Raw genomic sequence first — 14,521 nt, 5'->3', positions numbered from 1 at the left:
GTTTCTATGATTTTACATTAATATATTTGCCCACAAACACAGCTATTACAATTGCCAGATAAAATTGTCCTATAATATTCATCACTAAAGTTATTGCTTGTGCTTGTGGAGTAAGTGGTGTAACATCACCATAACCTACAGTAGTAATACTGATAAAACTAAAATAGTAAAAGATATAACCAGAATAATCTCCTCTGAGATGGAATGATACAGGATCAATAAAATGAATGGACTCAAAAAGAATCCCACCGATAATTCCTAAATAGATAAAGCCTAATATAGGCCCTAAGATAAACTGTAGGTTTATATTTTTTATAGCTTTTAATTGCTGTAATAATAAAAAGCAGAAATATGAAAACAATAAAAAGGAAGAAGAAAGACGTAAAACCTTTATGATATCAATAAAAGGATTCGAAAACTCTAACCAAATAAAAAGTAATGCTATAAGTCCCAATATGTATGTTCTTATCCTGGTGTTAGTATTCGAAGCAATTAACGAACTTGCCAGAATTACCAGGGTATAATTGATAACCACTACATGGGCGGGATACAAGTCTGAAATACTGGCATGGATTGGAGTTAACAGAAAATTAAATACACTAATTAATGCAATTAGATATTTATAGGTATTTAATATTTTGATAACTCTTTTCATTCTGATTTTAATAACTCATTTCTATAGAATACTGATACATAAAAAGTAACAATCATACCTCTCAACAGCTAAAATCTCTGAGGTTTTACGAGTAAGACAGTATTATAATCTTAAGCTTAGGATATTTATAGTGCATCAGATGATTGAAATTTAGTATTCCAATCATATTAGTGTTACATCCGTAATAATCTCTAATAATGCCGGACCTTGATGGTCTCTTAGTTTTTTCAGCGCCGGGATTAGATCTTCTTTTTTTGTGACTTTAATTCCTAAAGCTCCACAGTTTTCAGCATATTTAGCAAAACTTACATTATGTAATGAGGTCTGCCAGACATCTAATTCGGCAGCTTTTTGCTCTTTAGAAATTTTCCCTAATTCTGAGTTGTTTAGCAATACGTGTTTGATATTCATATTGTATTTGACTAATGTCATCATTTCTCCCAGATATTGTCCAAAACCACCATCACCTGATACAGACCATATCGGTCTTTCTTTACCTTGTGCAGCCCAGGCTCCCATCGCTGCAGGGATTGAAAAACCTATGGATCCCAAGTATCCTGACATTAAAACGGATTGGTTTTTTGGCTCAAAATATCTCCCAAAAGAATAGGTGTTATTTCCTACATCTACAGCGATCACAGCATTTTCGGGAGTAATCTTATTCATAGCCTCGAATACAGCAATCGAACTGATTCCATTATCACTTTCATCTTTTAATCTATTTGCTTTTTCTTCTTTCCAGATATTCCATCTTTCTGCAATTTCGGGTCTTTGATCTATGGTATTGATCTTACCTTCTGTCTGCTCCTGGATGATCGATAAAGTTTCAGAAATTTCTCCCCATAGAGCAGCATCAATTTTGTGAAATTTGCTGAGTGCCGTAGGGTCATAATCCACCTGAATGATTGGTTTTTTAGGGGTAATTCCGGTATGGTTAGAGAAAGAAGCTCCAAAAACAATCAGAAGGTCACTTTCATTCATAAACCAGGAAGCAATAGGCGTACCACTTCGACCTAATACACCACAGCCTAATTCATGGGCATCAGCAATAAGTCCTTTTCCTTTAAAAGTTGTAATAACAGGGCATTGTAATCTATCTGCAAAAGCAATGATAGCCTTCATATGGAATCTAGCTCCGTGCCCTACAATAATAGCTGGTTTTTTGGATTCAGAAATCATGACGACCGCTTTGGCGACCATTTGTCCAGGAGGAGAGATATTCATTGGAGTGATTCTACCTTCTGGGGTCTGGGCTTCTTCTCCGTCAGGTTTTGGCATAAAGGCTACTTCATCCGGAAAAGTAATATGAGATACATTTCTGTTTAGTAATGCACTCTTAATTGCCAGGCTCATGAGTTCGCTATGTTTAGAATTTTGTTGTACAGCATGATTAAAATCTGCAACGGTCTGAAAAGCACGAACCAAATCTACCTCCTGAAAAGCACCAGTTCCCATCACCTGCGTATTTACTTGTCCCGAAAAAGCGAGTAGGGGAGCTCTGTCTACTTTGGCATCCCACATACCTGTAAACATATTGGTCGATCCCGGTCCGGCAATACCAAAACAGACGGCAGGCGTACCTGTTAGCTTTCCATAAGCGGATGCCGCAAAGGCTGCAGCACCTTCATGACGGATACCAAAAAACTGTAATTTTCCTTGTTCTTCTAATCGCATCATAGCATCCGCAACTCCTAAATTAGAATGACCAACCATGCCAAAAGCTGTAGTTACTCCCCAGTTAACCATTGTTTGTATCATGACATCAGAGATGGTATCCTGATGAGGGGTTTCTTCAGGAATGCCTACAAAAATAGCATCTTCTTCTTCTTTTACCTCAAAAGTGGTCACCCCATCATCATACCCTCCAGGAGGTAATCCTGAGCAAGGATCAAAATCCCACCCATGCCAGGGACAACGCAACAAACCATTTTCAATAGATCCTTCTCCTAAGGGGCCACCCTGATGAGGACACTTGTTATCCAAGGCAGAAAATGTGCCTTTATAATGAGTTAAACAAATACCCTGATGACCAGCCGTTACCGTTTGTACTCTCCCCTCGGGAAGTCTATTTTTGTTGTCTAATACCTTATACCAAACAGTTTCTTTTTTTGAAGCCATAATTGTTTTTTTTTAGATGTTAGCATTTATTGCGAAATTGATCTTGTCTTATTTGCACTGCTCTAAAGGAGTATAGAATTAGGGCAATCAGCCCCAATAATGCACTTATGATACCTGTAATAGTGATATAAATTGCAGCATCAAAATTAGTTGCTACAGTTTTGTAAACTCCAGAAATTAAAGCCGAAATCACAAAACAAGCCACAGCTATGTACAAGAATACCATAGCATTGTTTAATAGTTTGAGTTGTTTTAGTTTTCGTTCGATCATACTTTCTTCTATGGCTACTTCTGCAGTCATTGTCTTTATCTCTGTACTCAGGTTAATCAACAGATTAGAAGTAGATAATATAAGCAATCCAATACCCGGAATTATAGTTGCTGGGATATACCAATGTTCCATAGATCTTAGTTTTTGTATGCGCGTATAGCCTCTTCAAAAAATGTAATTCCTTCCTCTTCGCTAATGCCAGAAATAGATAAGGTAGCACCTTTGAAACCTTCGTTGCTCCAGGATCCCTTTTTTAAAGGTGTAAAATTTGTGGTAGGAATACTATCGTGTCCTTTGTATCCGCTTATATAAAAGTAATAATCAGGATGCATCGAATCTGGAATTGCCATCCCCAAACCAACCGAAACGCCATCTTTGTTTTCGAGTTTTGAAAAAGCCCCGGTATCAAAATGATGTGGCCAAATCCTTATATCCGAATCTAGAGATGAAGCCTCAATCGTTTTAACCAAGATTTTTTGTGTTAATATCCTATTCTGTACTAATTTCTGAAGGATATTATCTGATGGTTTTTCAAAAACATATGCATCTGTAATCTTATCATAAGGAAGATCGTAATGAAGGTCATATACATACGGTCGGGTAATTCCTAGTGCAGTGGTTAATGATTCCATCCAGGAAACAATTTCTTTATGAGTTTTTCCATCTAAAGAAATACTGAGTCTAATGGTGCTATTAGCAATCCAATGCAATGCAAAATTTAAATAATCAAAAGCTATTTTATCCCCTTGATCGTTTAATGGCCAGGTTTCTATATATCCTTTTTCTATATTAAAACCCAGATTGGTATGGCTATCATCATCTTTTTTATCCAGAAAGCTTATTCCGGCAGTAGCCAGATATTGTGCTGCTATATGTATTTGCGTACTCATTACTTTAGATTTATTAGTTTGTTATGATACATCATGCCATCCTATGTTAGCATCTACTTAAATTTATGTAAAAAATAAAGAACAAAAAGGAAGATGAAGTTTGTTTATACCATTTCTGATTTAAAATTACCCATTCAATTTTGTTCTTTTTTATCTATGCAAAAAATGGCAACTTTTTATTTGAGTATTTTAAAACCAGAAATGGTAGTATACTGGATTTACCAATAGATATAATATCCAATTACCTTTTGTGCTCGGGACTATCAAATCCAGCTTTACATCCAGCTTCCCATTCTTCAGGTTGGTTTCCGTGTGCTGGAATTCCTCCATTATCTTTTAGTAAACGCGCCATATGCATACAATTCCAAGCCAGGAACGTTGTATTTCTATTAGTGAAATCATTCTCTGGTCCTCCAGAACCTTCATCTCTATACGATGGTCCGGGACCTGCTTCTCCCATCCAGCCTGCATCAGCCTGTGGAGGTACCGTATACCCGATATGAGAAAGAGAGAAAAGGATGTTCATAGCACAGTGTTTTACTCCGTCTTCATTTCCTGTAATCAAGGTAGCTCCTACTTTTCCATAATCTCTATATTGTCCTTTTTGATTAAATTGATGCGTATATCCGTACATACGTTCTAGTACTCTGTTACATACAGATGACTTTTCTCCTAACCAAACAGAAGTACATAAAATCAATATATCACAGGCATCAACTTCTTTTTGTAACATTGGCCAATCATCTTTTTCCCATTCTGGAGTTTGAGACATATCCATCCCTAACCCTGCTGGTATTGTATAATCCACAGGGCGGATTACTTTTGTAGTTGCTCCATTTGCTTCAAAAACTTTTTGGGCAACTTCAATAAGAGCTTCTGTATGAGATAATACAGGTGTTCTGTTTAATGTGCAATTAAGGAATAGAACTTTTAGGTCATCGTATTTTGCAGGTGCATTTTCACAATGTTTTTCAGTGATTTGTTTTAATTGTTTTGACATTTTTAATGATTTTTATATTGAAATACTATTTTATTTATTCGATAATCGAGATTTAAAAACTCAGAAACTTGCCACGAGCTAGTTTACTTTTTAGAATGCAAATCCAAGTGCAAAAGTGATTCTTCCACTGTCTGTACTCACATAATAACCAAGATTAGCAGTAAAAGAATCTAATCCGCTGATCCAGAATGATCCTCCTGTACTGGTATGCCAGGTGTCTGACGTATCATTTTCTACCCACACTCTACCATGATCAAAACCTCCGGTAAGACCATATTTAAGAGGAATGAAACTTGTCTTGAATTTACCAATTTTCCATCGAAGATCTGTATTTTGATAGACTGAAAATTTACCGGTAAACCGTTCGTTTCTAAAACCTCGCAACCCTTTTTGTATTCCACCAATTTGCGCTCCGTGATAAAATTCAAAATCATCTCCCAGAATTGCTTCTCCACCAAAGGTTGTAGCAAAAACGAGGTTGCCTCTTTTATTTAGTTTGTGATCTATTGATATGGATGGTTCTATATACCCAAATCTGTTTTTATTAGTACCTCCGTCAATATTTGATTTATACCCAATTGTAATACTTGCATCAAAACCAAGTGTAGGAAATGCTAAATCATTTGTATTATTAAAATGATATTTTGCTTCTACGCCTACATATGTTTGTGAATCAAATACATCATTATCGGCAGAGATATTGTTAATAAATCGGTCAGAAGTATTTTCTACCTCAAAAGCTTCAATCAATGGCTTAAACTGAAAATAACCTCCATCTCTTCCTCTCCAGATTAAGGAAACTGCAGTTTTCCATTGCTGAATTCTGGTTCTGTTAAAATCTAAATCAACTAAGTCTTTATCATAGGCAGTATCATTGCCGAATCCAAAGAAATTTTGTGCAAAACTGGGTGTTTTATAAATGCCTTCTATCCCAAAATTCCAATTATGAAAGAAATGAGAAAATTCTCCTTGATATGATACATCAACACCTCTGCTAGCTGCATAGAAAGATGCACTAATTGTGTGTTTCTGGGTAAATGGATTTCGTTGTAAACCATAATAGGTGTAGTGATTCAGTACTCCGATTCGCAATCCGTCATCAGGGTTAAACGCTATTAGCGGTAAAATTTGATTGACATAGTATCTTCTTTTCTTATAATCATAGGTATTGGTGTTGTAATCGTCAACTAACCATTTTTTGGAACGCTTGTTCACAATAGTATTCTCTTTATGTTGATAATCGTATAACTTTACTTTTTTTGCATTCTTAAAGTTATAGGTATCATTTTTTTTACCTCCAATAATTTTGATATCGATCAAATTATCCCCTTTTCCATCCACATTAAAAATATCTTTTCCATCCAAGCCATATAACCAAATCTCTTTGGTTTCTTTTTTGTTAAAAGTTCTATGTAAGACACCAATATCTTTGCGACGAATCTCAATTGTAGTTTCTCCATCAGGAGATCTTTTGATATTAAATACATCACCTTTCTGAGTTCCGGTAATTACTTCAAAACTATTGAGATGTTTATAATACTTATGAGCTATATCAACAATGTTGGTTCTTCTTCCTTTTAGTTTTTCTGTGATATCATTGATGGTCTCTCCCTTCATCTCTTCCGGAATTTTTTTGAAAGCAGTTTTTATGACATCGTCAGTAAGATTATTTTGTATATAAACTGCTTGTTCTTTCCATTTTGACCAATCAGAGGTATTAATAAAAGTCATATCAAGCGGGTATGGAGTCTGATTAAACCATTTTGGGCTCGGAAGTTTTTCATCATATGATTGCATTTTTCTCAATCCCGGAATGGCACAGGTAAGAAAAGAAATAATACTACCATCAAATACAGAAAATGCCTGATCCCGATCTCTTGGGATGGGTTTACAAATTTCTGTTCCATCCTCTTTTTCAAAGAGTGCCCATCGCCATTGATCGGGATGTCTGTCCCAATCACCAATAAGCATATCAAATATACGAGCGCGGATGTATGAAGGTTCATCAACGCTAGCTGTACCTGTTTTATGAACTTCTTTGATCACATCATCTGTACTTAGTATTTTCTTTGGTTTTCCAAAAGAAGCAAGATTCTTATGACCAGATTCCACACGTTCTTCTACCAGATATAATTCATCTCCAAATTCATCATTGTACTGACCTAATCTCTCCTGTTTTGGAATATAGTATAGCTTAGGATTGGTATGATAAATAGCAACTGCATCAGATAATGTGCCTATAGAAAAAGGTGTATAAGGATGCGCAGTAGTATAAAAATCTAACAAAAACCGATCTGCATAACTATCTTCCAGATCTTCTTTTATATATTTATCCTGAAATGCGGATGCTTGCAAAAATTTCAGGGCACTTTTTCTTAAGGCACGCATTACATACTGTTTTCCGTCTTTATCAACCATTCTCAAGGATTTAGACTGTTGTCCACCTCCTCTTCTAATAGGTGTTAAACCACCCTTAAGTGTATCCAGAAAAGCAACAGGAGCATTTACTTTTTTGCTATAATATTTTCGGTAGTGATCTCCCCACAATCCTTTATATAATTTACTTTTCCTGGTTTCTTCATCAGCGTATACAGATGCACTTTGTAGGGTAGAAAAACTATCTGCCGGTTTAAAAGTATATTCAATTTTTTCAGGAATCCCTTGTAATGCAGTGGCAGAAAAAATAGTTGTTTTGGTTTTATTATCAATACTATAAAAATGTACGATAGCCTTGCCATCTTTGTGGATATCCAGTCTGGCATATCCATTTTTGGTACTTACAAAATCTCCTTCTGAAGCTTTTTTAGATTTTTTAGTAGTATTACTAGCTCCACTAATAATCTGTGGGATACCATATTTATTAATGTATTGAAGGTTTTCATCTTTCCCGGAAAGGAAAATTACATTTTCTTGTTGTCTTGCAATGGTTATAATTTTATTTCTTAAGATTCGGTATTGTTTGTTTTGAAAATCTTGAGATGAGGTTCCTGATACATTTGCAAAAAAACCTTGTTTAGTGTTGGTAAAAACAGGATGGTGTATTGCTATTACCTTAATTTTGTCCTGAGCCTTTTTGAGAAGGCTTGTAAATTCAAGAAAGAAAAGACTCCTGTTTTTGATATCACACTCTTCATTGAGGTAAATCTGATGATCCCAATTCTCTAGATACCATTGTGAATCTAGTGTAATTAATACTACATTATCACTTATATCCTTCTTTTTGATAGGGCATCCTTTATCCGGATAAAATTTTGATTTACTATTTTTCTGAATATATTTTTCTAATTCGCGAACTCCTTTACGACCTTTTTTTGCCCATTCATTTTTTCCTGGAATAAAAACAGTATGCTTATCATAATCGGATAAAACTGTAAGTTGGTGCGCGATTCCTTTTTCTGCAGAAAGTTGAAATCCTTTTTTTGGAACAGTGTTACCTACTAGAAGCAGTGTAGAATTATCTACATTTTTGGAATCCGCAATCAGCTGTTGCAAGATCGTATAATCATTACTATTTCCTGTATTTCCTGTCACAAAAATAGAAGTTTCTATTTCTTGCCCGAATGTGATACTAGTCCAAAAAAATACACCTAATAGATAGTAAATACTATTGGTTAATTTGATTTGCATGATGTGTGTTTTAATATTATCAGTTTTCTGATGAATTGACCCTCAGTTGATATATTTTTAATACTATAAGCCCTGTAAAAAGTAATAACGAATAATAACACATGGGAGTTCCATTCCCAGTTTTAGGGCATTCACCATTCCCTATAAATTGCAGGATTGATGCCATTGTTGCAATCAAAGTTGCCAAGCCTGTAAAAAAGAAATACCATCTATTGTATTTTCCCAAAAGGTGTGTAATTAATGGAATTATAAAACAGACTAAAATAATAGCACAGGCTGGAATCCCTAATACTTTAGGACATCCATTGGCTGTTTGTATTTCTTTTATTACTAAACTTCCAGCTCCTAAAATCCCAATTATAAATAATACCGTGAGAAGAATAGAAAGTATCCTTCTCATTCTTCTACGGTTGATAATGTATCAGCCATTACCTGCTGTAATTCTCTTTCTTTAGTAATATGCACTACACTATTGATAGCGGGATTTTCTAATTCGAAAACAGTACCATTCGCATAATTAACCGTGATTTTCTTAATAGAAGTTTCTTTGCCTAATCCAAAATTTAATAATGCAGTTTGATCACTTGCTAATCCTTCTCCTGAAACTAACCAATCTGTAAGTTTTTTGGAAGCGGTTTCTACAGTCACTTTTGCACCCTGAGATGCTGCATTATCTTTTATGTCTACCTGAACATAGTTATTAGTACCTCCCTGACTTATATAGGCTAATGAAGGCGTATCTATATTAGTCCAGATCATATCGAGATATCCATCCTGGTTAAAATCACTTACTAAGGATGTGATACCAAAATGAGGATTGACCACACCACTTTGCTTTTCTGTTGGTACAAAAGTGTGATCTTCTTTCTGGATTAAAAACCTGCTAGGTAGCCTGAATAATTTATTTGGAGCCAGATCCACATAATTTTCTGCCACCATCAAGTCCTGTAAACCATCATTATTCATATCAGCAAAGGTACAGCCCCAGGAAAACTCATAATCTGCAATTTTGGCTTCTGCGGCCGCATCCGTAAATTTGAAATCCCCTTCGTTTTTAAAGAGTATCCACTTTTCATTAAATCTGGTAGCATCCTTGATATCGCCTTTTGCAAGAAATCTAGGCAAAGTACTTCCTGTATTAGAAAACATAAAATCTACGAATCCATCATTATTATAGTCACCTACAGCCAGCCCCATTGGATAGGCAAATTTTTTGGTCAGAGGATTCTCTTTCATCGTAAAAGTAAGATCTCCATTATTTTTATAAGTTCGGGCTTCACCAGTATCGTGAACCACTACAAGATCTAACCAGGAATCATTATCGATATCCACTAAGACTCCCTGAAATGTATTGTGTACATAATCGAGCCCAGCCTGTTTTGTAATACTTTTAAATGTACTATCACCATTGTTAAGCAATAGCTCACTAGTAGATCCGTAATTGTAATCTTCAAAAATTGTTTGCCCTTCCATAAGTTCTTTTTTCAGGTAGGTCGCCAGAAAAATATCTAAATCTCCATCTTTATCGATATCACCTACTGTGATACCCGCGGGATTTGATTTTTCATTTACAGGGGTATTGATAATTTTAGCAGTAAATTTGCCATTAGTGTTATAATATAGATGTAATCCGTCTTCTCTGCTTACTAATAGGTCAGTATATCCATTATTGTCAAAATCTGCTGAAACTGCGCCAACCGTTGTCGTAGTAATGCCTTTTTTAGGGAGGTTAGTTTCTGATGATATATTTACAAATTTATGATCTCGATATGCAAAGATTGCATCTTCCTGATTCATTCCTCCTCCAAAAAATACTTCATCTATATTATCATTATTGATATCAATCAACGCAGAAGGCGCAATTGGTAATGATTTTTCTCCATTATATTGGTGAATAAAATCAAGAGCTACCTGATCGAACTTTGGGATAAGTTTTGCATCTATGGATATATCATACTTGTCAGAAACAGCGTCTCTCCAGAAAAAACCTAAAACTAGTATTAATAAAAGTAGTATAAGGATTCCTGCTATTTTTAGAATTTTTTTAATCATGAGTTGGTTTGTAATTTTTGTTCAGTTGATATAATGAAAGGGTAAAAAGAATAAAATGTGTAACATTCATGGCAATTGGAGCTAGATGTTTGCTTAAAGGTTTTGCCCAAAAGAGTGTAGAGAAAACGAATAAAAGAATAATGATTGGATTAAAAATAGCCATCCACTTTTTATAATAAGTTCCTCCTTTTAGAATTGCAATCACAAATACAACTGATAGTAATGCAATAACAATTCTTAGTGCTTGAACCAATATTTCCATATGGTTGGTGTAATGATCCAAAAGGTTTTGATACGCAGTTGTATCCATGGATTCTTTTAGATGTATAATATTCCCTATAGAAGCTCTTGAACCTATCCAGATTCCTCCAACTGCAAAAGCAATAAATCCTATCCCCAGTGTAATACGAGCTAACGTTTCATTACCTGGTCTAAGCATTTGATAGATGTGAAGATAACCGGCAAAATAGCAAGGTAGCCCTACGACGGCTAAAAAATGTCCAATTGTTAAATGTTCTTGTGGAACAAATTTAAAGAATTCGTAATTTTCTGAATTCCCTAAAATATGGGCAGAATAGTGTAAGAAATATTCTCCTAAGCCTACAAGAATCGATGCCAGTAGACCTATAAATCCTAAGATTTTGGTTGTATTCATTAGTAAGTTCTTGGTTGTTTTACCATTCGACGAAAAAATTTAGTAGAACTTTCAAACATTATTAAGTTCATTTTTTTTTAGAAATTAAGATATGCTGAGATGTGTAATCGATGATATTATTTTTTCTTAGTGTACTCATTACATTATTAACTGTTTGTCTGGATGTATTAGTTAGATTCGCAATGTCCTTGTGCGATAGTAAATTTTTAGCAACAATTTTTGTATCCTTTTCTTCTCCAAATTCGTTGATGTAATCGATAATAAATTCTTTGATTCTGGTATGGCTATCTTTGTATAATAAATCTTGTAATCTTCGTTCTAGTTTTTTGATTCTGGTACCGTATATTTTTAATACTCCATTCTTTAAAGAAGTATGCTTTTGCATTATACGATCCATTCTGTCAGCTTCTATATAACAAATTACGCAGTCTTCGAGCGCAATGGCCTGCTCTTGTAATGAATCTTGTTCATTGTATAAGGACAGCTCGCCAAAAATGTTTCCTTTCTTTACAATATATTTGACATGATTGCTATAGGTATCTATAATTTTGACCGTTCCTTTTTTTAAAAAGAAAATACTCTTTTTATCATTTTTTAGTAATTCTATAGAAGTTCCTTTATCTATATTATCCATTTCCAGAATTTCGCACATGTGCATCATTGTAATTCTCCCTAATTTACTAAAGAGGTTAAAGCCTTCCAGAAACCAATATTTAGTGTATGTATTCAATTGATAAAGTGTTTATTAGTAAAATCGTGTTAAATGTAATGATTTTTAATACTACTAAAGTGAAGTAAATTTTGAGAAGTTACTTCAGGCGACACCTGGATATTTTTGTATGTGTAAAAAAGTAAAATAAAAAGTAAAATTGGTTTCGATAATACCTTCTTGAAGAATGCTTTTGGACTGTAAAATTCTTGGTGTATATACCACACTTGTTGATTTTCTTATACGTCGCTGCGATCTTTATAAAAAAACTATTTTATTATAGCACAAAAACTAAACTTTTCGAACTAGTCAAGATAAGCTCTGATACTTAACACTATCAATACAAAAAAATAACGCTAATTTTTTAAAAACCATGATTTGGTTATTTTTCTTTGATTAGATCAAATTCAAATATCATTAATTAAAACCTAAAAAAATGCAAATCTTTACAAAACAACTAATTTTATCAGGCTTTCTCTTGATTACTATCCAGGTAATAGCGCAATTTAATACAAGGGTGCCGCAAGTTGATCATGTACTGCACATTAGTGTAGATGGGCTAAGACCAGATGTACTTACTTCACTGGGGGCAGAGAAAGCTCCTAATTTCTTTCGATTTCGTACCGAAGGTGCGTGGACTGATAATGCTCGAACTGATGTTTTAAACACATCTACTATTCCCGGTCATACAAGTCATATCACGGGTCGCCCTGTATTTGGTGATCATGGGCATGGATTCTGGTGGAATAGCGATCCGGGACCATTTACTTTGCATACCGGTAAATACATTTCTTCTGTATTTGATGTAGTACATGATCACGGGTTTTCTACAGCACTTTATGCTGGAAAAGGTAAGTTTGTTCTTTTTGAAAATTCCTATGATTCAGATTCAGGTGCTGGAGATATTACAGGCATTGACAATGGACGTGATAAAATTGATACCTATGTTAATAATGGAAATATGAATGTATTGACTACTGCTTTTATTCGTGATTATGAAGCCAAACAGTATGAATATGCATTTTTTCATTTTCGCTATCCTGATGGAGAAGGTCATGCTACTGGATGGGAATTAGACATATCTTCAGAATATGCACAAAAAGTAGCAGAAATTGATGCATTGATAGGTCAGTTTTTTCAAACCATTGAATCAACTCCTGGTTTGGCGAATCGTACAGCTATTATATTGACTGCAGATCACGGTGGCGAAAAAGGGAAAAAGAATCACGGTAATTTGTTTGATCCGGATAATTATACCATACCTTTTTATGTTTGGGGACCAGGAATTGAAGCAGGAGCAGATCTTTATGCTCTTAATACTGATGTACGAAACGATCCTGGAAGTGAGCAGCCTACCGATGATGTGTCATTATTGCCTATTAGATATGGAGAAGTAGCAAACCTTACGCTGAGTTTATTGGGATTGCCTTCGGTTCCCGGATCATTTTATAATGTAGATCAATCTTTAAAAGTTAACCAGCCAGAAGACAATAAGATTGTTATATTTCAGCAAGGACTTAATGGGTATCAGGGTACTGTGGATACCTATGTGAGGCGTCATGAAAGCTCTAATAGTTATGGTTCAGAAACAGAACTATTGGTTGATGATGCAGATCCGTGGTGGAGTGGGAGGGATAACCAAACGCTTTTACGATTTGAGAATCTAATCGGTATGGGAATGGGGCAGATACCGCCGAATATTTTTATAGAAAATGCGACGCTACAATTACGTGTTGTGAATGATGGTAATGGTGGGAGTTTTCATCGTATGCTTACATCATGGGATGAAAATGAGTCATGGGATAGTTTGGGGAATGGGATTTCTGCAAATGACCAAGAGGCAAAGACCCAGCCAGACAAACGTATATCAGATGCAAAAAAAGGAATACTGTCGATTGATGTGACAACTGGTGTGCAAGCCTGGGTAGAAGGACAGGTAAATCATGGTTGGGCTATTTTACCAGATGGGGGAAATGGCTGGGATTTTTATAGCAGTGAGGGATTTATGCCTCCAAGGCTTGTGATATCATACACAGAGGAGTTCCCGAAAATAACAGTGCCAATTGCTGATAAAGAAGAAGGAAAAGAGGATAATCTTTCTACTAATAATAGCAAGAAAGAAGATATAAACTCTATAACTTCAGGAAAAAGTGTAGAACCTTTATTGTGGGGTAACTTTCCAAATCCTTTTACAGATAGTACAACTATCGGCTTTTCTATTCCTAAAGAACAACATGTCACAGTTGCTATCTACAATGCACAAGCTACACTGGTTACTATGTTAATTAATAAAAAATGTAAAGCAGGAAGGTATTTGCTTCCTTTTGAAGCAGATAACCTTACAGAAGGGATGTACATTGTAGAGTTTATTACAGAAAATTCTACAGGAGGTATTATTAAACAAAGTAAAAAGATTATCCATACGCGATAAACAGAAGCCGTTTTTTTTGAATAAGAAGTGGTTTAAGTTTTTTCAAATCCTTTTATACATAATAGTAAAATTAGGGTAGAAACACTACCCTAATTTTTGTATACTTTTTTTGT

Annotated in this window: 11 protein-coding genes; 1 reads left to right on the top strand and 10 read right to left on the bottom strand. The window is 34.9% G+C overall.

Annotated elements, in window-relative coordinates; all coding sequences use genetic code 11:
• Positions 1-4 precede the first annotated feature (4 nt).
• The 10 genes from F0000_RS06000 to F0000_RS05955 all read right to left on the bottom strand — a co-directional run bounded on the left by F0000_RS06000 (position 5) and on the right by F0000_RS05955 (position 11,998).
• Entirely contained in the window at positions 5-655 is a 651-nt protein-coding gene (locus F0000_RS06000; RefSeq protein WP_149623808.1) for a potassium channel family protein, read from the bottom strand.
• 162 nt (positions 656-817) lie between these two features.
• Positions 818-2,773, bottom strand: coding sequence for a thiamine pyrophosphate-dependent enzyme (locus tag F0000_RS05995; RefSeq protein WP_149623807.1), 1,956 nt, complete (start codon positions 2,771-2,773; stop codon positions 818-820).
• Between the two features lie 19 nt (positions 2,774-2,792).
• Entirely contained in the window at positions 2,793-3,176 is a 384-nt protein-coding gene (locus tag F0000_RS05990) for a DUF2721 domain-containing protein (protein ID WP_149623806.1), read from the bottom strand.
• 5 nt (positions 3,177-3,181) lie between these two features.
• Positions 3,182-3,934 (bottom strand): hypothetical protein, encoded by a 753-nt coding sequence (locus tag F0000_RS05985; RefSeq protein WP_149623805.1) that lies wholly within the window; start codon positions 3,932-3,934, stop codon positions 3,182-3,184.
• A 241-nt stretch (positions 3,935-4,175) separates the two neighbouring features.
• Positions 4,176-4,934, bottom strand: coding sequence for a flavodoxin family protein (locus tag F0000_RS05980; protein ID WP_149623804.1), 759 nt, complete (start codon positions 4,932-4,934; stop codon positions 4,176-4,178).
• A 90-nt stretch (positions 4,935-5,024) separates the two neighbouring features.
• Entirely contained in the window at positions 5,025-8,561 is a 3,537-nt protein-coding gene (locus F0000_RS05975) for a metallophosphatase (protein ID WP_149623803.1), read from the bottom strand.
• 19 nt (positions 8,562-8,580) lie between these two features.
• Complete coding sequence (locus tag F0000_RS05970; RefSeq protein ID WP_149623802.1) at positions 8,581-8,961, bottom strand: hypothetical protein; 381 nt, start codon at positions 8,959-8,961, stop codon at positions 8,581-8,583.
• Positions 8,958-10,613 (bottom strand): CRTAC1 family protein, encoded by a 1,656-nt coding sequence (locus F0000_RS05965; protein WP_255452635.1) that lies wholly within the window; start codon positions 10,611-10,613, stop codon positions 8,958-8,960. The genes F0000_RS05970 and F0000_RS05965 overlap by 4 nt, the downstream gene beginning before the upstream one ends.
• Positions 10,606-11,268, bottom strand: coding sequence for a DUF6796 family protein (locus F0000_RS05960; RefSeq protein WP_149623801.1), 663 nt, complete (start codon positions 11,266-11,268; stop codon positions 10,606-10,608). Before F0000_RS05960 ends, F0000_RS05965 begins: the two co-directional genes overlap by 8 nt.
• A 67-nt stretch (positions 11,269-11,335) precedes the next feature.
• The gene (locus F0000_RS05955; protein WP_223148875.1) at positions 11,336-11,998 is read right to left on the bottom strand and encodes a Crp/Fnr family transcriptional regulator; all 663 of its coding nucleotides are present in this window, start codon (positions 11,996-11,998) and stop codon (positions 11,336-11,338) included.
• Between the two features lie 415 nt (positions 11,999-12,413).
• On the opposite strand from F0000_RS05955, the gene F0000_RS05950 reads away from it, so the two are divergent.
• The gene (locus F0000_RS05950; RefSeq protein ID WP_149623800.1) at positions 12,414-14,408 is read left to right on the top strand and encodes an alkaline phosphatase family protein; all 1,995 of its coding nucleotides are present in this window, start codon (positions 12,414-12,416) and stop codon (positions 14,406-14,408) included.
• Positions 14,409-14,521: the final 113 nt, after the last annotated feature.

Origin of the sequence: Aquimarina sp. RZ0 (assembly GCF_008370685.1) — a bacterium.
GTDB lineage: Bacteria > Bacteroidota > Bacteroidia > Flavobacteriales > Flavobacteriaceae > Aquimarina.
This window is presented reverse-complemented; position numbering and strand designations above follow the sequence as displayed.

Bases quoted from the DNA above. Each gene is read 5' to 3' on its own strand.
- F0000_RS06000 (WP_149623808.1), bottom strand. From the start codon at position 655: ATGAAAAGAGTTATCAAAATATTAAATACCTATAAATATCTAATTGCA.
- F0000_RS05995 (WP_149623807.1), bottom strand. From the start codon at position 2,773: ATGGCTTCAAAAAAAGAAACTGTTTGGTATAAGGTATTAGACAACAAA.
- F0000_RS05990 (WP_149623806.1), bottom strand. From the start codon at position 3,176: ATGGAACATTGGTATATCCCAGCAACTATAATTCCGGGTATTGGATTG.
- F0000_RS05985 (WP_149623805.1), bottom strand. From the start codon at position 3,934: ATGAGTACGCAAATACATATAGCAGCACAATATCTGGCTACTGCCGGA.
- F0000_RS05980 (WP_149623804.1), bottom strand. From the start codon at position 4,934: ATGTCAAAACAATTAAAACAAATCACTGAAAAACATTGTGAAAATGCA.
- F0000_RS05975 (WP_149623803.1), bottom strand. From the start codon at position 8,561: ATGCAAATCAAATTAACCAATAGTATTTACTATCTATTAGGTGTATTT.
- F0000_RS05970 (WP_149623802.1), bottom strand. From the start codon at position 8,961: ATGAGAAGGATACTTTCTATTCTTCTCACGGTATTATTTATAATTGGG.
- F0000_RS05965 (WP_255452635.1), bottom strand. From the start codon at position 10,613: ATGATTAAAAAAATTCTAAAAATAGCAGGAATCCTTATACTACTTTTA.
- F0000_RS05960 (WP_149623801.1), bottom strand. From the start codon at position 11,268: ATGAATACAACCAAAATCTTAGGATTTATAGGTCTACTGGCATCGATT.
- F0000_RS05950 (WP_149623800.1), top strand. From the start codon at position 12,414: ATGCAAATCTTTACAAAACAACTAATTTTATCAGGCTTTCTCTTGATT.